General features: G+C 69.6%; 21 protein-coding genes and 1 tRNA gene. 11 read left to right on the top strand and 11 right to left on the bottom strand.

Translation table 11 applies throughout. From position 1 onward, the window contains the following. Window positions 1-113 precede the first annotated feature (113 nt). Window positions 114-1,559 (top strand): RICIN domain-containing protein, encoded by a 1,446-nt coding sequence (locus ABZU53_RS06320; protein WP_355064246.1) that lies wholly within the window; start codon window positions 114-116, stop codon window positions 1,557-1,559. A gap of 100 nt (window positions 1,560-1,659) precedes the next feature. On the opposite strand, the gene ABZU53_RS06315 is transcribed toward ABZU53_RS06320, so the two are convergent. Beyond that, window positions 1,660-1,833 carry a hypothetical protein gene (locus tag ABZU53_RS06315; protein ID WP_355064244.1) on the bottom strand — a complete coding sequence of 58 codons (174 nt, stop codon included), beginning with the start codon at window positions 1,831-1,833 and terminating at the stop codon, window positions 1,660-1,662. Continuing rightward, window positions 1,830-2,048 (bottom strand): hypothetical protein, encoded by a 219-nt coding sequence (locus tag ABZU53_RS06310; RefSeq protein WP_355064243.1) that lies wholly within the window; start codon window positions 2,046-2,048, stop codon window positions 1,830-1,832. Before ABZU53_RS06310 ends, ABZU53_RS06315 begins: the two co-directional genes overlap by 4 nt. Window positions 2,049-2,630: 582 nt before the next feature. On the opposite strand from ABZU53_RS06310, the gene ABZU53_RS06305 reads away from it, so the two are divergent. The 5 genes from ABZU53_RS06305 to ABZU53_RS06285 all read left to right on the top strand — a co-directional run bounded on the left by ABZU53_RS06305 (window position 2,631) and on the right by ABZU53_RS06285 (window position 7,398). After that, complete coding sequence (locus ABZU53_RS06305) at window positions 2,631-3,758, top strand: helix-turn-helix transcriptional regulator (protein ID WP_355064241.1); 1,128 nt, start codon at window positions 2,631-2,633, stop codon at window positions 3,756-3,758. Further along, window positions 3,755-4,333 carry an HD domain-containing protein gene (locus tag ABZU53_RS06300; RefSeq protein WP_355064239.1) on the top strand — a complete coding sequence of 193 codons (579 nt, stop codon included), beginning with the start codon at window positions 3,755-3,757 and terminating at the stop codon, window positions 4,331-4,333. The genes ABZU53_RS06305 and ABZU53_RS06300 overlap by 4 nt, the downstream gene beginning before the upstream one ends. Before the next feature lie 445 nt (window positions 4,334-4,778). Continuing rightward, a complete protein-coding gene (locus ABZU53_RS06295) occupies window positions 4,779-5,942 on the top strand; it encodes a hypothetical protein (protein ID WP_355064237.1) in 1,164 nt (387 codons plus the stop codon). 535 nt (window positions 5,943-6,477) lie between these two features. Beyond that, on the top strand, window positions 6,478-7,014 hold the full coding sequence (locus ABZU53_RS06290) for a hypothetical protein (protein ID WP_355064235.1): 537 nt from the start codon (window positions 6,478-6,480) through the stop codon (window positions 7,012-7,014). Window positions 7,015-7,140: 126 nt separating this feature from the next. After that, window positions 7,141-7,398, top strand: a complete 258-nt coding sequence (locus ABZU53_RS06285) for a hypothetical protein (RefSeq protein WP_355064233.1) — start codon at window positions 7,141-7,143, stop codon at window positions 7,396-7,398. A 243-nt stretch (window positions 7,399-7,641) separates the two neighbouring features. Here ABZU53_RS06285 and ABZU53_RS06280 read toward each other — a convergent pair. From ABZU53_RS06280 to ABZU53_RS06255, 6 genes are all read right to left on the bottom strand, one after another. Beyond that, window positions 7,642-7,713: transfer RNA gene (locus ABZU53_RS06280), tRNA-Val, on the bottom strand. Window positions 7,714-7,788: 75 nt separating this feature from the next. Beyond that, the gene (locus ABZU53_RS06275; protein WP_354856558.1) at window positions 7,789-8,256 is read right to left on the bottom strand and encodes a peroxiredoxin; all 468 of its coding nucleotides are present in this window, start codon (window positions 8,254-8,256) and stop codon (window positions 7,789-7,791) included. An 88-nt stretch (window positions 8,257-8,344) separates the two neighbouring features. Beyond that, the gene (locus ABZU53_RS06270) at window positions 8,345-8,782 is read right to left on the bottom strand and encodes a DUF3052 domain-containing protein (RefSeq protein WP_007463483.1); all 438 of its coding nucleotides are present in this window, start codon (window positions 8,780-8,782) and stop codon (window positions 8,345-8,347) included. A 112-nt stretch (window positions 8,783-8,894) separates the two neighbouring features. Further along, entirely contained in the window at window positions 8,895-11,357 is a 2,463-nt protein-coding gene (locus tag ABZU53_RS06265; protein ID WP_355064231.1) for a thiamine pyrophosphate-dependent enzyme, read from the bottom strand. 51 nt (window positions 11,358-11,408) lie between these two features. Continuing rightward, window positions 11,409-11,864, bottom strand: a complete 456-nt coding sequence (locus ABZU53_RS06260; protein ID WP_355064348.1) for a MarR family transcriptional regulator — start codon at window positions 11,862-11,864, stop codon at window positions 11,409-11,411. Window positions 11,865-11,942: 78 nt separating this feature from the next. Next, window positions 11,943-12,899: an EamA family transporter gene (locus ABZU53_RS06255; RefSeq protein WP_355064229.1), complete on the bottom strand. Its 957-nt coding sequence runs from the start codon at window positions 12,897-12,899 to the stop codon at window positions 11,943-11,945. 72 nt (window positions 12,900-12,971) lie between these two features. On the opposite strand from ABZU53_RS06255, the gene ABZU53_RS06250 reads away from it, so the two are divergent. After that, a complete protein-coding gene (locus ABZU53_RS06250) occupies window positions 12,972-13,916 on the top strand; it encodes a LysR family transcriptional regulator (RefSeq protein ID WP_355064227.1) in 945 nt (314 codons plus the stop codon). Between the two features lie 24 nt (window positions 13,917-13,940). Here ABZU53_RS06250 and ABZU53_RS06245 read toward each other — a convergent pair whose 3' ends face one another. Further along, window positions 13,941-14,345 (bottom strand): YjbQ family protein, encoded by a 405-nt coding sequence (locus tag ABZU53_RS06245; protein ID WP_355064225.1) that lies wholly within the window; start codon window positions 14,343-14,345, stop codon window positions 13,941-13,943. Between the two features lie 186 nt (window positions 14,346-14,531). On the opposite strand from ABZU53_RS06245, the gene aceE reads away from it, so the two are divergent. Then, window positions 14,532-17,270: a pyruvate dehydrogenase (acetyl-transferring), homodimeric type gene (gene aceE, locus ABZU53_RS06240; RefSeq protein ID WP_354859492.1), complete on the top strand. Its 2,739-nt coding sequence runs from the start codon at window positions 14,532-14,534 to the stop codon at window positions 17,268-17,270. Window positions 17,271-17,458: 188 nt separating this feature from the next. On the opposite strand, the gene ABZU53_RS06235 is transcribed toward aceE, so the two are convergent. After that, window positions 17,459-17,908, bottom strand: a complete 450-nt coding sequence (locus ABZU53_RS06235; RefSeq protein WP_354859490.1) for an SRPBCC family protein — start codon at window positions 17,906-17,908, stop codon at window positions 17,459-17,461. Between the two features lie 188 nt (window positions 17,909-18,096). Here ABZU53_RS06235 and ABZU53_RS06230 point away from each other — a divergent pair, with 188 nt between their 5' ends. Genes ABZU53_RS06230 through gltX form a run of 3 tightly spaced genes read left to right on the top strand, consistent with a single transcriptional unit; the run spans window position 18,097 to window position 22,181 of the window. Continuing rightward, window positions 18,097-19,446 (top strand): GH1 family beta-glucosidase, encoded by a 1,350-nt coding sequence (locus ABZU53_RS06230; protein ID WP_355064223.1) that lies wholly within the window; start codon window positions 18,097-18,099, stop codon window positions 19,444-19,446. Then, a complete protein-coding gene (locus tag ABZU53_RS06225; protein WP_354859485.1) occupies window positions 19,443-20,720 on the top strand; it encodes an MFS transporter in 1,278 nt (425 codons plus the stop codon). The genes ABZU53_RS06230 and ABZU53_RS06225 overlap by 4 nt, the downstream gene beginning before the upstream one ends. A gap of 51 nt (window positions 20,721-20,771) precedes the next feature. Then, window positions 20,772-22,181 carry a glutamate--tRNA ligase gene (gene gltX / locus ABZU53_RS06220; protein WP_355064221.1) on the top strand — a complete coding sequence of 470 codons (1,410 nt, stop codon included), beginning with the start codon at window positions 20,772-20,774 and terminating at the stop codon, window positions 22,179-22,181. Window positions 22,182-22,352: 171 nt separating this feature from the next. On the opposite strand, the gene ABZU53_RS06215 is transcribed toward gltX, so the two are convergent. Continuing rightward, window positions 22,353-22,991 carry a copper resistance CopC family protein gene (locus ABZU53_RS06215; protein WP_355064219.1) on the bottom strand — a complete coding sequence of 213 codons (639 nt, stop codon included), beginning with the start codon at window positions 22,989-22,991 and terminating at the stop codon, window positions 22,353-22,355. Window positions 22,992-23,027 lie beyond the last annotated feature (36 nt).

Raw genomic sequence — 23,027 nt, 5'->3', positions numbered from 1 at the left:
ATGAGGTCGTCGACGACAACAGATGTACATTCATGAATGGATTGGTTCGGACGGTGGCGCCGTCGTCCGCAGTCGGCGGCGGGTCGCCGCCCGCCCACGGAAGGACGAACGTAGTGAGACGCAACAGACGGCTTGCATCCCTGATGGCGGCGCTCACCCTGGTCGGAACGGCGATCGTGGCGGTAACCACCATGGCCGCAGCCCCGGCCCAGGCCGCGCCGGTCACGATCTCCAACGGCACACAGTTCACCGACACCGCCGGCAACCTGCTGCACGCGCACGGCGGTGGGGTGCTCAAGGTCGGCGACTACTACTACTGGTTCGGTGAGAACCGCAACGCCAACAACACGTTCCGGGCCGTCTCCGTCTACCGCTCCACCAACCTGCGCGACTGGGAGTTCCGCAACAACGTGCTGACCCAGTCGTCGGCGGCGGAGCTGCAGTCGGCCAACATCGAGCGGCCGAAGGTCATCTACAACGCCAGCACCAACCGGTACGTGATGTGGATGCACAAGGAGAACGGCAGCGACTACGGCGAGGCCAGGGCCGCCGTCGCCTCCTCGGCCACCGTGGACGGCACCTACACGTACCACGGCAGCTTCCGGCCGCTGGGAAACATGTCGCGAGACATCACGCTCTACAACGACGGCGGTACCGCCTACATGGCCTCCGCCGGCGACGAGAACCGCGACCTGCTCATCTATCGCCTCACCGCCGACTATCTCTCCGTGGCCACGCTGGTCGGCAACTTCTGGAACGACGGCAACCGTGAGGCACCGGCTCTGTTCAAGCGCGGTGGCACGTACTTCCTGCTCACCTCGGGCCTGACCGGTTGGAGCCCGAACCAGGCCAGGTACGCCACGGCGTCCAGCATTTCCGGCCCGTGGACCGGCATGACCAACGTCGGGGACTCGACCACTTTCCGCTCCCAGTCGGCCTTCGTGCTCCCCATCCAGGGCACGTCGTCGACGAGCTACCTCTACCTCGGCGACCGCTGGGCCGGCGCCTGGGGCGGGCCGGCCAACGACTCCCAGTACGTGTGGTTGCCGATCGCCTTCCCTTCGGCCACGACCATGAGCCTGACCTGGTATCCCACCATCACCATCGACGCCGCCGCGGGCACCGTCACCGGGCAGGCGCCGCTCTACTACCGCATCACCAACCGCAACAGCGGCAAGGTGGTCGACGTGCTGGACCAGGCCGTCACCGACAACGCCGAAGTCAAACAGTGGTCCTGGAACGGCGGTGCGAACCAGAAGTGGGAGTTCCGCGACGCCGGTAGCGGCTACTTCCGGATCGTCAACCAGAACAGCGGCAAATGCCTCGACGTCGCCGACGCCTCCACCGCCAACAACGCCAACGTCATCCAGTACAGCTGTGGCGGGGGCACCAACCAGCAGTGGCAGTGGGTCGCCACCGGCAACTACTACCAACTGCGGGCCCGACACAGCGGCAAGTGCCTGGACGTGGTGAGCAGCGGCACCGCGGACGGCACCGACATCACCCAGTACACCTGCGGAAGCGGCACCAACCAGCAGTGGACCCGCACCCAGTCCTGACATCGCCGTCACATCAAGACGGCCTTGACGCACGTACGGACGGCTTGCTGACACGCTTCTGTGCTCGGTTCGGCTGGCCGGTTGCTGTACTTCGCTGCCGTCAGACGAGGCGCTGGATGCGGACCGTCGGGCGCTCGTTCCTGAGGTGGCCCTGCTTGTGTTGGCGGATCTGCTCATTCCAGACCTCCTCGTCGTAGTCCGGGTCCGGTGGGATCCACTTGTGCGAGCCGTCGCTGTAGTGGAACTTCTCGTCGCCAGGCCGCAGGATGCTCACCGAAGCCAGCCGAGGAAACGTCTGTGCAGCGCATCCGCCGGCACCCAGGTCAGGTCCTCGGAGGCCCGCACCAGCTGGGCACCTAGGTAGAGCGCCAGGGAGATCGGAGCGTCGTCGAACTCGGCGCGTAGCTCGCGCTGCCGTGGGCGGCAGGGCCAGGGCGCCTCGCAGCCGCCGCAGCTCCAGATCGGCAGCACCGGGCCGTGCGTGGTCATGCGCGGCCTCCGAGCAGCGCCGCCGTCATCGACCGCAGCTGCCGGCTGGTCGCCCAGTCCACCCTCCGGCATGGGTACGGCGTGAGCCGCGACCACCACGCCCGACAGCCGGTGCATAGGCTGTCTTTCCCGAACACAGGTACGACCAGGATTTGCCGCTCGGCCTCGTTGCTCACTGCTCCTCCTCGGCGGGCCAGTGCCCCCGGTTAATCGGAATGCGATGGCGGCTGCGACAGGGCAGCTCCGTCCCACAGCGGCAGATCCAGCTCCACTTCCGCCACGACCAAACCGGGCGGTGTCGCCGTGCCAGGGTCATCGCGACGGCGATCAGGTACTGGTCGTAAGTGACTCGTCGCCATGGTGGTGTCCTGTCCCGCATCACTGGGCCCCCTCCACCGAGCAGCGCTCCATGGCCGAGCCCGAAACGACGGGACCGGATTTGGAACGTTCGGTAACTGCGACGCTACGATCACGACGACGGCGGTTGGACTCACCCGCAGTACGAGTGAGCAGGCCAGATGAGCTGCTGCAGCATCGGTTTCACGGCGGAACGCCGACCACGGGTCAACGTAGGGATGACGGATGACAGGTCGCGGACGATCAGTACCACATCGTGGCCAGGTGACCGGCTACCTGTTCAAGCTGATCCGGGAGTCCATCCCGCTCACCCAGGAGCAGCTCGCCGTCGACCTGGACGTCGATCGCGTGACCGTGCAGAGCTGGGAATCCGGGCGCCGGCCATTCACCGCGGTCCCGCTCGGGCAAGCGATCGCCGTCCGACGCCGACTCGGACGGCTCGGCGCGAACACACTCCTGCTCGCAGCACTTGACGACGCCGCCGAGGCGGATCTCATCCTCGCCGCCGTCCTCAACGAGCATGTGGGTCGCTGCGACATCGCCGAACAGCCGCTGGGCTGGTCCGTACTCACCCACCGTCTGACCGACTTGATCCTCTGGGCCGTCCTCGGGCAGACACCGACCTTCGCCAGAGGGCTATCCAGCGCTCATCCCCGGCGGGGTCCAGTCGCGTCCGGGCCGACCCTGCACGTTGATGAGCAACGTACGTTCTTCGCTCACCTTCACGGACTTGCCGAACGCGCCGCTACCGGACGGCACAGGAACGTGTTGCTGCACCGGCAAGCCTGCTTCCTCGCCGGCATGGACCCCACCAAGTCAGCAGCAGGATGGCTCGCCCAGACCACCCCCCGAGCACACCGCACGACCACCTTCCGCACCTGGTCACCGCTGTGGCCCGACGCCCGCTCCGTCGTCACGTCCCTCGCCAACCAGGGCGACCCGGAACCGTTACGAGACTTCATCGCTCGCGCACACCCCGATGACGCCTGCGAGCGAGCGACCCTCAACTACTCGGCCTATTGGGTGGGCGAGATCCCGTACCGCCACCGTGACGACTCCTTCATGCCCGACGCGCTCGCTGACTGGCATGGCTCCATCCTCCTTCGGCACCTGGTCAATCGCCTCGATCCAGGGCACCCCTTCATCGACCTCAACATCCACAACATCTGGGCTCTGCTGGCCGCACGACGCGGTCTCGCTCTCGACAACCCCACCGCGACTCGCGCACTGCTCGACCGCAGTGTCCCGCTCCTGGACAGTGACCGGATCTCCGCGCAGTCACGGCAGGAACTAACCTCAATCGTCTACAGCCTGCGGGCGGACGGACACACCGGCACAGGGACGGGCAGATGACCGACGATCACGACGCCGCCGGAGCGATGACCTTCATCTTCGAAGCCGGCGTCCTCAAACGCGCCGCCCGGACCGGCTGGTGGTTCGCCGGCGTCAAGCAACCCGAGTCCATCGCAGAGCACTCCTTCCGAACGACGCTCATCGGAATGATGCTCGCCGCCATGGAGGGCGCCGACCCAGCCCGAGTGTCGATGCTCTGCACCCTGCACGACACTCAGGAAACCCGAATCACCGACATTCCACACATCGCCAAGCGCTATCTCACCGCCGTACCCAACACCGCCGTCACCGCCGACCAGGTCGCCGCCTGCCCACCGGCCGTCGCCGAAGTCATCACCGCCGCGGTCGCCGAATATGAAGCTGGCGAGACACTGGAGGCGGTCGTCGCTCGTGATGCTGACAAGCTGGAATGCCTCGTCCAAGCCGTCGAGTACCGTCACCAAGGCGTCGACAACGTGCAGCGCTGGATCGACAGTTCACGAGCCGCTTTGAAGACCGCCAGCGCCCACCGCCTTGCCGACGCCGCCCTCAGCGGACAACCCCTGGCCTGGCTCACTCCTCCGCCGCAGGAGTAAGCGTTCCAAACGTGGCGTTGTATTGATCGTGAGCCCGGGCGTTATCGCGCAAACCGGGCGAGGCCCACTGTGACCTGGGGCGAGACGCGTCATAGATGGTCGCCAGTAGTCGATGCTGGTTGACCTCTGACGGCCTGGAGACGGCCTGATCTTGATGGGTGCACGTCCACCGGCGGGGACAGCTTCCGGTCATTGGCTCCACTGCCTCCACTGCCACGCACGGTGGGAAAAGCGGCATAGCGTACGCGCACCATGCCCGCAAACATGTAGTCGAGGAGTGAAGCGTCGCGCTTCCGTGCTCGGCAGAGGGCGGTAACAAGCAGCCCTCTTGCTCATGGCTGTGCAACTTCTGCCGGTGTCGGCTGACCGACAGCCCCAAGGGCTGCAGGTAGGACCTCGTGACCCGTATTCTTGTCGACCGCGGAGCGGGTGGGAGGAAGCGTTGGTGGATCAGGCAACGAGCTTGCCGACGATGGTGGGTCGGGTCGGAATATGCATCTTGGTGATGGGTGCGAATCGCGATAGGGAAGCCAGCTATTCGAAACTGATCAAGAGCCTTGAAAAAGATGCCCGCGTGAAGTCGATCGACGCTCCGTCGCCTATGACGGCGACACTGCAGGATGCCCGCTATGTTGTACCGCCATCCAGGCCAGCCAACCCAAGGACCCGGATGCGAACCGAAGGGGCAACACACACCCACAACCACGCACTCCGCATCCGGCCGGCGATTTCGCTGCATGTCCAAGTGCCGCGCCGGCTACAAGTTGAGGGTGCCAAAGAGTCCACCGTCCCCGCGGATGAATACTGGGTTGCATGGGACGGCGTGACCGCGCTGGTCACTTGGATGTACGACGCTTCCCCGCGCCCATTCGGGATACCTGGCGGGACGGTAGTGTTGGACATCCTTGAAAAGGCGGCCGAGGATAGCGGGCTGAAGGCCAAAAAGCTATCGTGCGGATCCAATTGTGGCTACCCATTCGCGCACTCCGACTTGCTAGTACGGCCGGTTGCAGAGAGGGTTGAGCCAACGTTCTCCACCCAGGACAGACATCTTGTTGAGGTTAAGGTTACAACTGCTGATAATCCCTTGAACTTAACCCGTGCACTGCTCGCAAATATCTACTTCATTTGCCATATTTACACAAAGCTTCGGAGTCACGGACGGGTAATTTCGGTCGCCGAGAAGGACGCCCGGGCAAGCGCGGCTGATCTTCTCGCCTTGCAATATAACAGAGCCTTGTCCGGAACGCTTCCGGCGCACAAAAGAGCGCAGTCTTTATGGCGTGACAGGAAGTGGAGAAAGGAGTCGACCCGATTCATCGCCGGCGTGTGGCTTGGATTGGTTTCGATCGAAGAAAATAAAAGGGAATGGAATAATGCCCGTCTAATCTTCGACGAAAGCTCATCCAAAGGAAATGCGGGGCTGATTTTTAGTCACGAGTATCCGCAAGAGGTTAATCTGATTACATCTTTGGACGTAAGCAACATTCGCGCTTCTGTGGAGCAGACCGCGGCGCGGCTAGACACCCGCTTCACCGTCTCTACTACGACTGTAGTCGCGCTTGCCGGTGCCGTGATTGGCGCAATTGCTGCCCATTTTACTGGTTAAGAGAAGCCCTTGAGGACACGATGCTTGCCCTCCCGATGCTCCTACGGAGGTCAAGGGGTGACCGCAACCACCCACGGACCGCAAGCCGCCGACGGACCCCCGGCCATCCTGGAGCCGGAGCGCCCCGCCGGAGGCGCAGTAACCGCAACCCCGCCCACCGCCCGCGGACCCGGCGTGCGCTCTCCCCTGCCGCGCGGCCCGGCCGGCTGCCGGCCCCACCACCCCACCGGACAACGGCCTGTCGTCATTCGGCGGCTCACCGGGCTACCCGCCCTCCGCGCCAGCCGCCGGGCGTGCTGCGTGGTCGGAGTGAGTGCGTCAGCGGAGCGACCGGACGCGCGCCCAGGCGGCGGCGTGTGCGGCCCGTCTAGGCCCGCCTTGAAGACGTACAGAAATTTCAACCACTTCGCCGGCAGTGGCCTGTGTCCCGTCACGGGAGATGCTTGACAGTCGCGTCCCACCACATGCTTGACACCGCTGGCTGTGAGCATGTGAAGTCGGCCGCGGCTCGTCGGTTGCGAACCGGAGGTGACGCATGGATTCTGGCCAGCTGGTGATCTGGCGCGAGGATCTGCGAGAGGCGGTCGCCTCTGCGATGCTCGACTTCGAAGACCGTTACAGATACCCGCCTGGGGAGAATGCCGTCAGTGGTCCGGACACGACCGCTGCTGCGCGAATCGCTGCTGCCCGTCCCGCCATTCCCGCTGTCCTCGTCGACCTGTACGCGGCGGTCGGTGCCGTCGAGCTACCGGACATCGGTAACGGGTTCTTCCTGCACACGGCCTCCCACGTGACCGACGCCCACGAGGCACGGGACCTCTGCCACGTAAGCGGCCGCCACCACGCCGACGTTGTCGTATTCGCCAGCGACGGCGGCGGCACCCAGTACGCGCTAGCGACGCCTGCCGGATCGCCCGTCTACCGACTCCCACCCGACCTCGTCCTCGCCGGCATCTACTCCTCAGACGACCCGCACTTCAACGTGGCCGCCCCAGCCCTGTCCAACTTCCTCGACCGCTTGCTCCAGGCCGTGAAAACGTTCGCCGCATCGAGCACACCGCCGAGCTTGTGATCGATCCTCTAGGCCAAGTGTCAAGCACGTGTTGGGACGGATCTGTCAAGCATGTGGTGGGACTAGGCAGCCGGCAGTCGCCTGTCGTACTCCGGTTGACCCCGCGACAGTTCGACTCTCCACATGATGGGTGACATGATCAGTTGGCGTCGTCGCCTGCCGGACCCCAGTGTCTCGACCGTACAACGCGCCATGTGTCGACGCTTCGCGGTCGAGCCAGCGCCGCCGGGACAGCGAACGATGGTCGGCCTCGCACTGTCGCGCCCGCGCCACCTGGAACCGCTTAACGCCCTACGGCACCCGATCGCAGCCAACAGCAACGGCTGGTTCGTGTGGCGCGGCCCCGCGATCCCCCAGGAAGACAACAACTTCTTCGACGTCTGACCTCGGTGGGGGTGACAGGCCGACAGGTAGGTCAGCCCTAGCCGATCATATAACGGATCATCCGGCACGAATCCGTCACGCATCAAGTGGAGCCCGACATCGCCGGCAGTCGTCGGCAGTCCGGCCGCTGGCTTCACTCGGGTGGTTGCGTGGCCGCGCACGGGAGTGATCACGCCAGGGACCCACTGCTGTCACCGCCCCGGAACTGCTCTCCGCGGGACGGCTTTTACTGCTGGTTAAGGGTGGGCGCGGCAGGTTTCGAACCTGCGACCCCCCGCTTGTAAGGCGGGTGCTCTCCCACTGAGCTACGCGCCCGGATCGCCCGTGTGCGGCGGGCCGGTGGCTGGCAAGCCTACCTGCTCGCCGCCGGCCCGGCCGCACGGCGTACCCCTATCCGGCGGTCGCGTCGGCGATGGCCTTGCGCCAGCCCTGCTGGTCGCGGGCCTCGCCCGGGCCGTTCATCTCGGCGAAGCGGACCACGCCGGCCTTGTCGATGACGAAGGTGCCCCGGTTGGCGAAGCCGGCCACCTCGTTGAAGACCCCGTACGCCTGGGCGACGGCGCCGTGCGGCCAGAAGTCGGCAAGCATCGGGAACTGGTAGCCCTCCCGGTCGGCCCAGATCTTGTGGCTGTAGGCCGAGTCGACGCTGACCGTCAGCACCTGGACGTCGTCGTTCACGTACTCGTCGAGGTTGTCCCGCACCTCGGCCAGCTCGCCCTGGCAGGTGCCGGTGAACGCCAGCGGGTAGAAGACCAGCAGCACGGTGCGCCGGCCCCGGAAGTCCGACAGGCGGACCTCCTGGTTGTTCTGGTCCTTCAGCACGAAGTCCGGCGCCTCGGCGCCAACCTCGATCGGCATGAGCACTCCTCGGGGTCGAGTCGGGGGACGACGCCAGCCTGCCACACCCGGCGGTGCGGACCGCCGGGCGCGAGAAAGCGATGACGGGCTACTTCTTGGCCTTGGCCCCACGGCGCAGCACCAGGCGGGCGCCGCTCCAGTCCCGGCCGGCGTTGACGGTCGAGGTCTGCTGGAGGCCGGCGGTGGGCGCGGACTCCGCGACCTCACTCGGCTCAACGTGCCCGTCGCGCCCCGCCTTCGGGGTGAGCAGCCACACGACCCCGTTGTCGGCCAGCGGGCCGAGGGCGTCGACGAGCAGCTCGAAGAGGTCACCGTCGCCGTCGCGGTACCACACCAGCACCGCGTCGACCACCTCGTCGGTGTCCTCGTCGACCAGATCTCCACAGCGGTCGGTCAGGGCGTCGCGGAGATCCTGGTCGACGTCGTCGTCGTACCCCATCTCCATGACGACCATCCCCGGTTCGATGCCGAACCGGTCCGCCAGGCTGCGTACCCCGTCGGCGGCCTGACCAGCGGTCGCGCTCACTGTCGCGTGCCTCCTCATTTCGTCCCTGCTCGCGGCGTCGGACCGACGCCGTCAGGCAAAGTCCACACAGTTGTGCCTCTGCGCGCAAGTGGCGCACCGGGTGGAACGGAATTTACCGTGCCAGCAGCGTACGGGCACCGTCGGTAATGGCTTCCGGGGAGACCAGAACATGACGGGCTGCCGGACCCAATGGTACAAAAGAGTCAACTCCGGCCACCCGCCGCGCGGCACCCACGTATCCGGCGTCGACCAGCGCGGCGATCACCCCCTCGCCGACCCCGCCGGAGCGGCGTGTCTCGTCCACCACCAGCACCCGGCCGGTCGCCGAGGACTCCCGGATGATGTCGGCCACCGGCAGGGGCGCCAGCCAGCGCAGATCCACCACGCGGGTGCCCACCCCCTCCTCGGCGAGGACGGCGGCGGCCCGCAGTGACATCCGTACCCCGTTACCGAAGGTGATGATGGTCAGGTCATCGGCCGAGCCGACCCGGTAGACCCGGGCCCGGCCGACCGGCACATGCCCGGCCACCCACGAGCCGGGCTCCGGATAGCCGGCCAGCCACTCCCCGTCACCCTCGGCGTACAGGTCGCGGGTGTGGTAGAGCGCGATGGGCTCCAGGAACACGCAGACGCTGCCGTCCACCGCCGCGCTCGCCAGGCAGGTCCGCAGCATGGGCGCGGCGTCGTCCGGCCGCGCCGGCACCGCGATCACCAGACCCGGCACATCCCGGAGTACGGCCACCGAGTTGTCGTTGTGGAAGTGCCCGCCGAACCCCTCCTGGTACGCCAGCCCGGCCACCCGCACGACCATCGGGTTGCGGAAGGCGCCCCGCGAGAAGAACTGCATGGTCGCGGCCTCGCCGCGCAGCTGGTCCTCGGCATTGTGCAGGTACGCCAGGTACTGGATCTCCGGCACCGGCAGCATCCCGGCCAGCCCGGCGCCGAGGCCCAGCCCGAGCACCGACGTCTCGTCGAGCAGGGTGTCGAAGACCCGGGCCGCGCCGAACCGGTCCCGCAGGCCCTTCGTCACGCCGTACACGCCACCCTTGGCGGCCACGTCCTCGCCGAAGACGGCCATCTGGGGGTGGTCGAGCAGCCCGTCGGCGAGCGCCGCGTTGATGCTCTGCGCCAGGGTGAGCGGGCCGGCCAGCTCCGGCGGTTTGCCCCCGAACGCCTCCTCCCGCGCCGCCGAGCCCGGCCCGCTGGCCCGTGCCGCCGCGTCGGCCACCGCCCGCGCCACCCGCACCGGGCGGCGGGGCGCCAGCGCCGACACCACGTCGGCGGCGGAGGCCAGCTTCGGCTCGCCCAGCACCTCCTCGGCCAGCCGGCGGACCTGCCAGCCGGTCTCGTCGTACCGGGCCAGCAGTTCGTCGGCGGTCGCCACACCGGCGTCGACGAGCAGCCGGGCGGTGGCGGCCACCGGATCCCGCTGAAGGTCCTCGGCCAGCTCGGCCGGGCTGCGGTACGCCGACTCCGCGTCCGCCCCGGCGTGGCCCATCAGCCGGACGGTGCGCAGGTGCAGTACGGCGGGCCGCCGGTGCCGGCGTACCCAGGCCGCGGCCTCCTGCGCCGCCTCGTACGCCCGTACCGGGTCGGCCCCGTCGGCGCTGAAGTAGTGGATGCCCGGTTTGGCGCGCAGCGTCGCCTCCACCCAGCCCTCCGGCGAGCGGACGCTGATGCCCAGCCCGTTGTCCTCGCAGACGAAGAGCACCGGGATGCGCAGTCCGGCGTGGTCGTACCAGCCGGCGGTGTTGAAGGCGGCGGTGGCGCTGGCGTGGTTGACCGACGCGTCGCCGAACGAGCAGACCACGATGGCGTCCGGCGGCCAGGGGGCGTGCGCCGCGCCGGCCCCGCTGCCGACCCGTACCCCGGCCCCGGCACGCCGCCCGACGGTGTCCAGCCGGCGCAGCCGCTCCACGGCCAGCCCCATCCCGACCGCGCGGGGCAGGTGCGAGGCGATGGTGGAGGTGGTCGGCACGATCGCCAGGTCGGCGCGGCCGAACACCTTGTGCCGGCCACCGGCGATCGGCTCCTCGCTGGAGGCGACCATTCCGCGCAGCACGTCCCGGGCCGCCTCGGCGTACGCCGCGAACCCGCCGACGCTCGGCGCGGACCCGGCCGGCTCGGGCTCCGCGGCTGACTCCTGGTCGGTTGCCCGCTTCGGGTCGGCGGCCGGCTCCCGGTCGGTGGCTGGTTCGGCGTCGGCGGTGTCGGTCGGCGTCGTGGCGTCGGCGACCTGGGCCGCCCGCACGCAGTAGAACGCCCCGGAGCGGTAGTGCAGCAACGCCGGGTCGGTGGGGCGCAGCGCGGCGGCGACCGCCGCGTTGCCCTCGTGCCCGGCCGAGCCGATGGTGTAGAAACCCTCCCCGAAACTGCGCAGCCAACGACCGGCGAGGTCGAGCTGGCGGCTGGTCACCTGCGCGTCGAACAGGTCCAGCAGCTGCGCGCCGGTCAGCGGGGCGTCGGCGGTGACCGAGTCGGCGGGGTCACGCCTCCGCTGCGCGGCGGGCAGCGCCGCCAGCGTCTCCCGGAACCGGTCGTCGAGATCTTGCGGGGTGGTCACGTCCGACAGCATTACCGACGCAGGCCATGCTCGCCCAGTGGGACACGGCCGGCGCGGGTCGACTCACGCCGGGTCGCACGGCTCCGGACAGCCGCCGTCGGACACCTTCCACACCAGGTCACGCAGGGTGGACAGCTCCTGGTCACTCAGCCCGGCCAGGAGTCGGGAGTCGGACATCACCTCGGTCACCCGGTCCCGCACGCCCCGGCCGTCCTCGGTCACCACGAGCGTCTTCTGCCGGCGGTCGGTCGGGTCGGTACGACGCTCGACCAGGCCGGCCTGCTCCAGCCGGTCGACAAGCGCCGTCACGTTGGACCGGTCGCAGCCCAGCCGATCGGCGAGATCCCGGGCGGGCAGTGGACGGTCCGGGTCCAGCTCGTGCAACGCCCGGGCCGTGGCCGGGGTGAGCCCCAACTCGGCGAACGCGGTGCCCTGCCGGTGTCGCAGCGAGGCGGTCAGGTGTGCCATCCGGCGCACCACGTCGGCCGCGAGGCCGGCCCGGTCCACCGGCCCCGCCATCGGGGAAAAGGCCTCCTGTGCCACAGCCGTATCGTACGCACCCGCGCCGGCCGCCTTCGCGCCAAGATCCGCGCGACGTCAGCGCTGTTGCTGCTTGAACGCGCGTCGAGGCAGCGGTTTCTCCGACGTTGTGCGGATCATGGTGCTGGCTGGTCGCGCCTGGTCGGCCGGCTCAGCCGACGGGCGTGAGCCGCTGACCACGAGCGCGAGCCCGACCAGCACGATCAGGGCCGCCAGCACCTCGCCGCCGGTCATCCGCTCGTGCAGGAGGAGCCACGACGCGGTGAGCCCGAAGACGGGCACGAGCAGGCTGAACGGCGCGACCCGGGCGACCGAGTAGCGGCCGATGAGATGGTTCCAGAGGCCGAACCCGACCAGGGTCGAGACGTAGGCGACGTACCCGACCGCCGCCAGGGCGCGCCAGGAGAGGCCGAGCAGCGAGTCGAGCACCACCTGCGGGCCGTTGACGACGGCGGCCAGCCCGAACAGCGGCAGCGGCGGCACCAGACTGGACCAGACGAGCAGGGAGATCGGCCGGGTTTCGCCGCTGGCGCGCACCACGACGTTCGCGACGGCCCAACTCCCGGCGGCGAAGAGGGTGAACGCGAAGCCGATCGCAGTGGTGTGCCCACCGCCGGAGACCGCGAGCACGCCGATGCCGACCGAGCCGACCAGCACACCGGCGATCTGCCGCCGGGCAGGGCGCTCCCGCAGCAGCAGCGCGGCGAGCACCACCGACGCCAGGGCCTGCGCTTGCAGCACCAGGGAGGCGAGGCCGGCGCCCATGCCCAGGGCCATCGCGCTGAACAGCACCCCGAACTTCAGCACCCCGAGGATCAGGCCGTAGGCGACGACGTAGATCGCCCGGGCGGTCGGCCGCGGCACGAGGAAGACCAGCGGTACGGCGACGACGACGAACCGCAGCGCGGTAAGCACCAGCGGCGGCAGATCCCGCAGGCCGATGTCGATGACCACGAAGTTGACGCCCCAGATGGCGGCGACCAGGACCGCCTGGAGTCGGTGCGACATTCTCATGAGATCGACTCTGCGAGACGTTACCTATTAGCACAATTTCCTAGTTCTTCAGCGATTCTGTAGCCTTGCTTAATGGACCTCGACGTTCGACGGCTCCGCGTGCTGTACGAGGTGGCCCTGCGCGGCGGGGTCACCGCAGCGGCCGCAGCCCTGCACGTGACCCCCTCCGCGGTCTCCCAGCAGCTCGGTCAGCTCGCCCGCGAGGCCGGCTGCGAGCTGGTCGAACGTTCCGGCCGAGGGGTCGTGCTCACCCCGGCCGGCTACGTGCTCGCCGACCATGCGAAGCAGATCATCAGCGCGGTCGAGCAGGCCGGGGCGGGGCTCGCGGCGCTGCGGCGCGACGTCAGCGGGGCCGTACGGGTGGGAGCCTTCCCCTCGGCGGCCGGAGCCCTGGTCGCGCCGGCCGCCGCACGGGCGATCGCCCGACATCCGGACCTGGACGTGCGCGTCTTCGAGGCTGAGGACCAGCAGAGCCAACTCGACCTCCGCTCGGGCAAGCTCGATGTGATCGTGCTCCAGGAGTACGACCACGTCCCGACGCCGCTCCCACCCGACCTGGATCGACACCCGATCGCCAGTGACCCGATGCACCTGATCACGCCGGCCGGCTGGGGCAGCCGGTCGGGCCGGCTCGACGACCTGCGCGAGGCGCGATGGGTGGCCAGCGCCGAGGGCACTCCTTGCCTGCACTCCACGCTGCACGCCTGTCGGCTGGCCGGATTCGAGCCGGACATCCGCCACCGGGCCATCGACTTCGCACTGACGCTCGACCTCGTCGGCGCGGGTCTCGGCGCGGCACTCGTACCGGAGATGGCGCTGCGCGGGGTGCCGCCAGCCGTGCACGTCGAGCCGCTTACCGACCCGGTGACCGAGCGGCGGATCTTCGCGGTGACCCGGGGCCGGGGCACGGGACCGCTGCGCCCGGCCATGGAGGCGTTCCTCGCCGAACTCACCGCGTCCGCCTCGGCACCGGCCCGCGTGGCCGTCGACGACGCCCCCGCCGGTAGGCCCGGCTGAGCCCGACCCGCGGGCGGGAGCGGGTCAGGCGGGGAGGAAGGAGAAGCGCACCTGGCGGGTCGGGTTGTCGCTGTTGGTGTCGACCAGGCAGATGGACTGCCAGGTGCCCAGGGCGAGGCGTCCGTCGAGCACCGGCAGCGTCGCGTACGGCGGGACGAAGGCCGGCAGCACGTGGTCCCGGCCGTGGCCGGGCGAGCCGTGCCGGTGCCGCCAGCGGTTGTCGGTGGGCAGCAGCGCGTCGAGGGCGGTGAGCAGGTCGTCGTCGGAGCCCGATCCGGTCTCGATGATCGCCAGCCCGGCGGTGGCGTGCGGCACGAAGACGTGCAGCAGGCCGTCTCCCTCGCCGGAGACGAAGCTCTGGGCCTCGGCGGTGATGTCCCGGACGGCCGGCCGGGTCCCGGTCTGGACGGTGATCACGTCACTGCGCATACGTCGCATTCTGCCGCAGCGGGCCGGGAGCCCCGGTGCATGGGGAAAGGAAGGGTCGTCGCGCTAAGTTACCGACGGGTACCTGTGTTCAGCATCGCGTCGGGGGCACCTAGACGTGACGACGGGTGCCACCAGGGGGCAGGATGGCGCTAGAGACCTATCCCACACACAACCGAGGGAACGCCTGTGGCTACGGAACGCAAGCGCCCGGTGATCAGCGACGGCCTACCGAGCCAGCTTCCGGACATCGACCCTGAAGAGACCAGCGAATGGGTCGAGTCGCTTGACGGTGTCATCGACGAGCGCGGCGCCAAACGCGCCCGCTACGTCATGCTGCGCCTGCTGGAGCGGGCCCGTGAGCGCCAGGTCGGGGTTCCGCCCCTGACCACCACCGACTACATCAACACCATCCCGCCGGAGCAGGAACCCTGGTTCCCGGGTGACGAGCACGTCGAGCGGCGCATCCGGGCGTACGTGCGGTGGAACGCCGCCATGCTGGTGCACCGGGCGCAGCGCCCGGAGATCGGCGTCGGCGGGCACATCTCCACCTTCGCCAGCTCGGCGTCGCTCTACGAGGTGGGCTTCAACCACTTCTTCCGGGGCAAGAACCACCCGGGCGGCGGCGACCAGATCTACTACCAGGGTCACGCCTCCCCCGGCATGTACGCGCGGGCGTTCCTGGAGGGGCGGCTCAGCGAGCACCAGCTCGACGGGTTCCGCCAAGAGCTGTCGCATCCGGGCGGCGGGCTGCCGTCGTACCCGCACCCGCGGCTGATGCCGGACTTCTGGGAGTTCCCCACCGTCTCGATGGGCCTCGGCGGCCTGAACGCGATCTACCAGGCCCGGTTCAACCGGTACCTGCAGCACCGCGGCATCAAGGACACCTCGCAGCAGCACGTGTGGGCGTTCCTCGGCGACGGCGAGATGGACGAGCCGGAGACGTTGGGCGCGATCGGTGTGGCCGCCCGCGAGGAGCTGGACAACCTCACCTTCGTGATCAACTGCAACCTCCAGCGGCTGGACGGCCCGGTCCGGGGCAACGGCAAGGTCATGCAGGAGCTGGAGTCGTTCTTCCGGGGCGCCGGCTGGAACGTGATCAAGGTGGTCTGGGGCCGTGAGTGGGACCCGCTGCTCGCCGCCGACACCGACGGCGCGTTGGTCAACCTCATGAACACCACGACCGACGGCGACTACCAGACCTACAAGGCCGAGTCCGGCGCGTACGTGCGGGAGCACTTCTTCGGCCGGGACGCACGGACCCGCAAGATGGTCGAGCCGCTGAGCGACGACGAGATCTGGAACCTCAAGCGGGGTGGGCACGACTACCGCAAGCTCTACGCGGCCTACAAGGCGGCCACGGAGCACACCGGTCAGCCGACGGTCATCCTGGCGAAGACGATCAAGGGCTGGACGCTCGGTTCGCACTTCGAGGGCCGCAACGCGACCCACCAGATGAAGAAGCTGACGCTGGAGGACTTGAAGACCTTCCGCGACCGGCTCTACCTGGACATCCCGGACAAGGCGCTGGAGGACAACCCCTACCTGCCGCCGTACTTCCACCCCGGTGAGAAGTCCGAGGAGCTGGCCTACCTGAAGGAGCGCCGCGAGCAGCTCGGCGGCTACCTGCCGTCGCGGCGCACCAGCACCAAGCGGCTGACCATCCCCGGTCCGGAGCGGTTCGCCGACGTCAAGCGCGGCTCGGGCAAGCAGAAGGTGGCCACCACGATGGCCTTCGTCCGCCTGCTCAAGGACATCATGAAGGACAAGGAGTTCGGCAAGCGCTGGGTGCCGATCATCCCGGACGAGGCCCGCACCTTCGGCCTCGACTCGATCTTCCCGACCGCGAAGATCTACTCGCCGCACGGGCAGCGCTACACCTCGGTCGACCGGGAGCTGTTCCTGTCGTACAAGGAGTCGACGACCGGGCAGATCCTGCACGAGGGCATCAACGAGGCCGGTTCGGTCGCCTCGTTCACCGCCGCGGGCTCGGCGTACGCCACCCACGACGAGCCGATGATCCCGATGTACATCTTCTACTCGATGTTCGGGTTCCAGCGGACCGCCGACGGACTGTGGGCGGCGGCCGACCAGATGGCGCGGGGCTTCCTGCTCGGCGCGACCGCGGGGCGGACGACGCTCAACGGTGAGGGCCTGCAGCACGAGGACGGCCACTCGCTGCTGATCGCCGCCACCAACCCGGCGGTGGTCGCGTACGACCCGGCGTTCTCCTTCGAGATCGCGCACATCATGGAAGCCGGCCTGCACCGGATGTACGGGGACGCGCAGGAAAACGTCTTCTACTACCTGACGGTCTACAACGAGCCGATCCTCCAGCCGGCCGAGCCGGCCGGGGTGGACGTGGAGGGCCTGCTCAAGGGCATCTACCGCTACTCCCCGGCACCGCAGGTCGACGGCCCGAAGGCCAACGTCCTCGCCTCCGGCACCGGCATGCAGTGGGCGCTCAAGGCCCAGCAGCTGCTCGCCCAGGACTGGGGGGTGGCCGCCGACGTCTGGTCGGTGACCTCCTGGACCGAGCTGCGTCGCGACGCGGTGGAGACCGAGGAGTACAACCTGCTCAACCCGGGCGCCGAGGCCAAGGTGCCGTACGTCGCGCAGAAGCTGGCCGACGCGGACGGGCCGAAGGTCGCGGTCAGCGACTGGATGCGCGCCGTACCGGACCTGATCGCCCGCTGGGTACCCGGTGACTACACGTCGCTGGGCACCGACGGCTTCGGGATGTCGGACACCCGGCACGCGCTGCGCCGGCACTTCCACGTCGACGCCGAGTCGATCGTGGTCGCCACGCTGCGGCAGCTCGCCCGCAGCGGCGCGGTGCCGGCCACCGTGCCGGCCGAGGCCGCCAAGAAGTACGCGATCGACGACGTCAACGCCGCCCCGGTCGGCGAGACCGGCGGCGACAGCTGATCCAGCACGATCGAGAAAGGGCCCGGCGCACCCGCGCCGGGCCCTTCTTGGTGCACCCGCACCCTCGCTCCGGCCCCGACCGACCGGGCGGACGGCGGGTGAGTGGGGAGCGGCGGCGGTCCAGGGGCCCCTGGCGGGGGCCCGGGGCCACCGCCAGGGGCGGGTGACGCCGGGAGCAGACGCGCCCGTCAGCCGACGGCGGCCAGGTCGGTGAGCCGGGCGAGCGAGTCCTCCAGGTCGGCGCCGACCCGGCGCAGGCCCAGGCGCAGCAGGGCCGCCTTGACCGGGCCGGCCGGCCAGCGGACGACGATGAGTCGCACGATCGTCCCGCCCTCCTCCTCCTCGTCCTCGGTGAGCTGGACGTAGATCTCGGTGCGCGCCTCCGCACGAGCACCGGCACCCTTGGCCCGTTCCCGCCAGCCGATCAGCGTCGGCTCCTGATAGGCGATCACCTCGGCCTCATGCGCCGAACCGCGCCCCGCCTGGACCAGCTGCCGCCGCCCGAAGCCCTCTCCAGAGAGCACTTCGGCCGCGCGGACCCCCGCCAGCCAGGCCGGTAACTGCTCGGCCCGCTGTACGACGTCCCAGACCACTTCCACCGGCGCCGCCACGTGCGCACTGCGTTCCACGAGGATCATTTCCGTCTTTCCTCCAGTGAGGACATCCCACGATATCGGCACTCTATGCGCTAAATCGGACTTACATGGACGGGTTAGGAAAAAGACACGCCGATCAACCATTGCGGATTGCGCCAACCCGGCCTATGGCGCATTCATCGACAGCGCCCTAGAGTCCCGAACACGTTTCACGTTGACCGGGAGGGCGCATGCCGACCGCACCGATGCCCAAGTTCCCCGCCGGCTTCCGCTGGGGCGTCTCCACGTCCGCCCACCAGATCGAGGGCGCCACCACGGCCGGCGGACGCGGAGCGTCCATCTGGGACACCTTCGCGCGCTCCCCCGGCCGGATCAGCGACGGCAGCAGCGGCGAGATCGCCTGCGATCACTACCACCGGTACGCCGAGGACGTGGCGCTGCTGGCCGGTCTGGGCGTCTCCGCGTACCGGTTCTCGATCGCCTGGCCCCGGGTGCAGCCCAGCGGCAGCGGCGCGGCCAACGCCGCCGGCCTGGACTTCTACGACCGCCTGGTCGACGAGTTGCTGGCCGCCGGCGTCGACCCGGTGGCCACCCTGTACCACTGGGACCTGCCCCAACCCCTGCAGGACGCCGGTGGCTGGCTCAACCGCGACACCGCCGCCCGCTTCGCCGACTACGCCGAGCGGACCGCCGCCCGTCTCGGTGACCGCGTCCGGCTCTGGATCACCCTCAACGAGCCGTTCATCCACATGAGCCTCGGCTACGGCATGGGCGTGCACGCCCCCGGCGAGATGCTGCTCTTCGACGCCTTCCCCGTCGCCCACCACCAACTGCTCGGGCACGGGCTCGCGGTCGCCGCGCTGCGCGCCAGCAGCGCCAGCCCGGTGGCGATCGCCAACAACTACTCCCCGGTGCGGGTGCTCGGCGACCGCGACGCCGACCGGGCCGCCGGGGCCGCGTACGAGGCGCTGCACAACCGGCTCTTCACCGACCCGCTGCTCGGCCGCGGCTACCCGGACCTGCCCGGCTTCGACCCGGGCGTCGTCCGCCCCGGCGACCTGGACACCATCGCCGCGCCCATCGACGTGCTGGGGGTCAACTACTACAACCCCACCGGCGTACGGGCCGCCGAGGAGGGCTCGCCGCTGCCGTTCGACCTGGTGCCGCTGGACGGCTACCCGCGTACCGCCTTCGACTGGCCGGTCGCCCCCGACGGGCTGCGCGAGCTGCTCGGCTGGCTGCGTGACACGTACGGCGACGCGCTGCCACCCATCGAGATCACCGAGAGCGGCTGCGCGTACGACGACGCACCCGACGCGGACGGGCAGGTGGCGGACCCGGAGCGCATCGCGTACCTCGACGGGCACCTGCGGGCGGTCCGGGCCGCCATCGACGACGGGGTGGACGTACGCGGGTACTTCGTCTGGTCGCTGCTGGACAACTGGGAGTGGGCCGAGGGGTTCACCAAGCGCTTCGGGCTGGTGCACGTCGACTACGCCGACCAGAGGCGTACACCGAAGTCGTCGTACGCCTGGTTGCGGGACGTGATCGCGGCCTCCCGGGACGGTTCGGCGCGGTGACCACCCTCGACCCCGCGCCGGCGGCGCTGCCGGCGGCGCTCGCCGAACCGACCGTGCCGGTGCGACGCGGCTGGATCGGTCTGGTCTTCGCGGCCAACCTCGGCGTGTGGATGGCGTTCTTCACCCCGATCCAGGTGCTGCTGCCGCAGCAGATCGAGCGGATCGCACCCGCCGACAAGGAGACCATGCTGGCCGTGGTCACCGGCCTGGGCGCGTTGGCCGCGGTGCTGGCCAACCCCCTGGCGGGCGCGCTGTCCGACCGGACCTGCCTGCGGATCCTCGGCCGGGAGTTCGGTCGTCGGCACGTCTGGACCGCCGGCGGCGCGGTGCTCGGCGCGGCGGCGCTGGTGCTGCTGGCCCAGCAGCGGACCATCCTCGGGGTCGCCGTCGGTTGGGTCGCCGCCCAGGTCTGCTTCAACGCGATGCTGGCCAGCCTCACGGCCGCCATCCCGGACCGGGTTCCGGTGGCGCAGCGCGGCGCGGTCTCCGGCTGGGTGGGTATCCCGCAGGCGCTCGGGTTGGTGCTCGGCGCGGTGCTGGTCACCGCAGTCGTCACCGGCAACGCCGCCGGCTACCTGGCCATCGCGGTGGCCATCCTGGTGCTGTCGCTGCCGTTTGCGCTGCTCACTCCCGACGACCGGCTGCCCCGCGCGCACCGCCCGGCGCTGCGGGCCCGGGCGCTGTTCGCGTCGATGTGGATCAGCCCGCGCCGGCACCCGGACTTCGCCTGGGCGTGGATCACCCGGTTCCTGGTCCAGCTCGGCAACGCGCTGGGCACCCTCTACCTGCTGTACTTCCTCACCGACGGGGTGCGTTACCCCGACCCCGAGGGCGGTCTGTTGGTGCTGATCCTGCTCTACACGCTCGGCATGATGCTGACCGCGGTGGTCGCCGGCCGGCTGTCGGACCGCTCCGGGCGGCGCAAGGTCTACGTGATCGTCTCCGGCCTGATCATGGCGGTCGCGGCGCTGCTGCTCGCCATCGCGCCGGTCTGGCCGATGGCGATCGTCGCCGCCCTGCTGCTCGGCGCCGGCTACGGCGTCTACCTCTCGGTGGACGCCGCCCTGATCACCCAGGTGCTGCCCCGGGCCACCGACCGCGCCAAGGACCTGGGCGTGATCAACATTGCCAACTCCGCGCCGCAGGTGCTCGGCCCGGCGCTCTCCGCCCCGCTCGTCGTCCACCTGGGCGGGTACCCGACGCTCTACGCGGTCACCGCCGCGGTCACCCTGGTGGGCAGCGCCCTGGTCGTCAAGATCCGCTCAGTCCCCTGAGTCGGGGGGCCGTGGCCAAAAGCGGTCGCCGGCCGCCGTAGGCTGGAGGACGTGACGGTACGTGTGCGCTTCGCCCCCTCCCCGACCGGTATGTTCCACGTCGGCGGCGCCCGCTCGGCGCTGCAGAACTGGATCTACGCCAAGCAGCAGGGCGGGGTGTTCGTGCTGCGCATCGAGGACACCGACGCGGCCCGCAACAAGCCCGAGTGGACCGAGGGCATCCTCTCCGCGCTGGACTGGATCGGCATCTCCCGGGGCAGCTACGAGGGGCCCTACTTCCAGTCGGCGAACGCCGGCGAGCACCGGGCCGCCGCCACCCGGCTCTACGAGTCGGGTCGGGCCTACTACTGCGACTGCACCCGCGAGGACGTGCAGGCCCGTACCGGCTCGCAGTACCAGGGCTACGACGGCTACCACCGCGACCTCGGCCTCGGCCCGGGGCCTGGGCACGCGCTGCGCTTCCGTACGCCGGACGAGGGCACGACAGTGGTCGTCGACCTGATCCGTGGTGAGCCCACCTTCGAGAACAAGCTCATCGAGGACTTCGTCATCGCCCGCGGCGACGGCTCGCCGGTCTTCCTGCTCGCCAACGTCGTCGACGACATGACCATGGGGATCACCCACGTGATCCGGGCCGAGGAGCACCTGCCCAACACCCCCAAGCAGCAGCTGCTCTGGGACGCCCTCGGGGTCAAGCCGCCGGTCTGGGCGCACGTGCCGGTGGTGGTCAACGAGAAGCGGCAGAAGCTCTCCAAGCGCCGCGACAAGGTCGCCCTGGAGGCGTACCGCGACGAGGGCTACCTCGCCGGCGCGATGCGCAACTACCTGATGCTGCTCGGCTGGGCGCCCTCGGGCGACCGGGAGATCGTGCCCTGGTCGGTCATCGAGAACGAGTTCCGGCTGGAGGAGGTCAACCCCTCCCCCGCGTTCTTCGACGAGAAGAAGCTGCGCGCCTTCAACGGCGAGTACATTCGCGCGCTGCCGGTGCCCGAGTTCATCGACGCCTGCCAGCCGTGGCTGACCGGCACCGGGACCATCGCGCCGCCGCCGTGGCAGCCGGAGGAGTTCGACGCCGACGCCTTCGCCGCCGTCGCACCACTGGCACAGACCCGGCTCGCGGTGCTCAGCGAGATCGTGCCGAACGTCGACTTCCTCTTCCTGGCCTCGCCGCTGATCGACGAGGCGGCCTGGACCAAGACCATGAAGGACGGCTCGGGTGACCTGCTGGACGCCGCCGTCGCGGCCTTCGAGGCGCTGGAGTCCTGGGACGCCGAGTCGCTGAAGTCGACGCTGGAGGCGGTCGGCGCCGAGCGCGGCCTCAAGCTCGGCAAGACGCAGGCGCCCGTCCGGGTCGCGGTCACCGGCCGCACGGTCGGCCTGCCGCTGTTCGAGTCGCTGGAGGTGCTCGGTCGCGAGCGCACCCTGACCCGGATGCGCGCCGCCCGGCTCCGCCTGCCCTGACAGTCCGACCGGCAGCGGGCCGGCGTCGTACCTACGCGTCGCCCCCTTTGCTCTGCTTCAACCCACGCAACACCCGGTGTCCGAATATCGGACGCGAAGTGTTGCCTCCGCTGAAGCAGAGCAAAGGGGGACGCGGACACCCCGTTCACCAGGCCTGCGGCGATCGTGTGATCAGTGCGCCCGGTTCCTGCGACGGAACACCAGGCCGGCGGCGAGAGCAGCGAGCAGCACCAGGCCGCCGAGCGCCCAGAGCCACCAGCGGCCACCAGAGTCGGACCGCTCCGAGGCCGCTGGCACAGCGGACGCCGTTGAGCTGCCCGCCGGCGCCGATGGCGGCCCGCCCGAGGACGGGTTGACTCCCGAGGGCCCGGCCGAGGGCGAGCCGGTCGGCGCTGCCGCCGGGCCGGTGCCGGCGGCCGAGGGGCTGGCGGACGGGTCGGCGGCCGTGCCGGTGGTGAGGGTGAACCGCACCTCGCCCTTGATCGGGTGGCCGTCGCTGGACGCGAGCTGGTACCCGACGATGTAGAGCCCCGCCGCGCCCGGCGTGAACGGCACGCGTACGCGACTGCCGTCGAAGGTCGGCTGCCCGCCGGCGACCACATTGTCCGGTCCGGTTATTGTGATCTTCGTCGTAGCGGGGGCCGGCTTGGCCAGGAACCGAAGCTCGACCCGGGCGGGCGCGGTGGCCACCCGGGCGCCGTCGCGCGGATCGCTGCCGGTCAGCGAGTTGTGCGCGGCGGCCGGTGTCGCCGGGGCCAGCAACGACACACCGAACGCCACGCCGAACACCACTGGCACGACCCGCGCCATTCGTGTAACCCTGCCCCCCATGAACCCCTCCGTAAG

Origin of the sequence: Micromonospora sp. NPDC005194, assembly GCF_040608335.1 — a bacterium.
Taxonomy (GTDB): domain Bacteria; phylum Actinomycetota; class Actinomycetes; order Mycobacteriales; family Micromonosporaceae; genus Micromonospora.
Note: the sequence above shows the minus strand (reverse complement) of the source record. Positions and strands in the feature narration are given on the sequence as shown.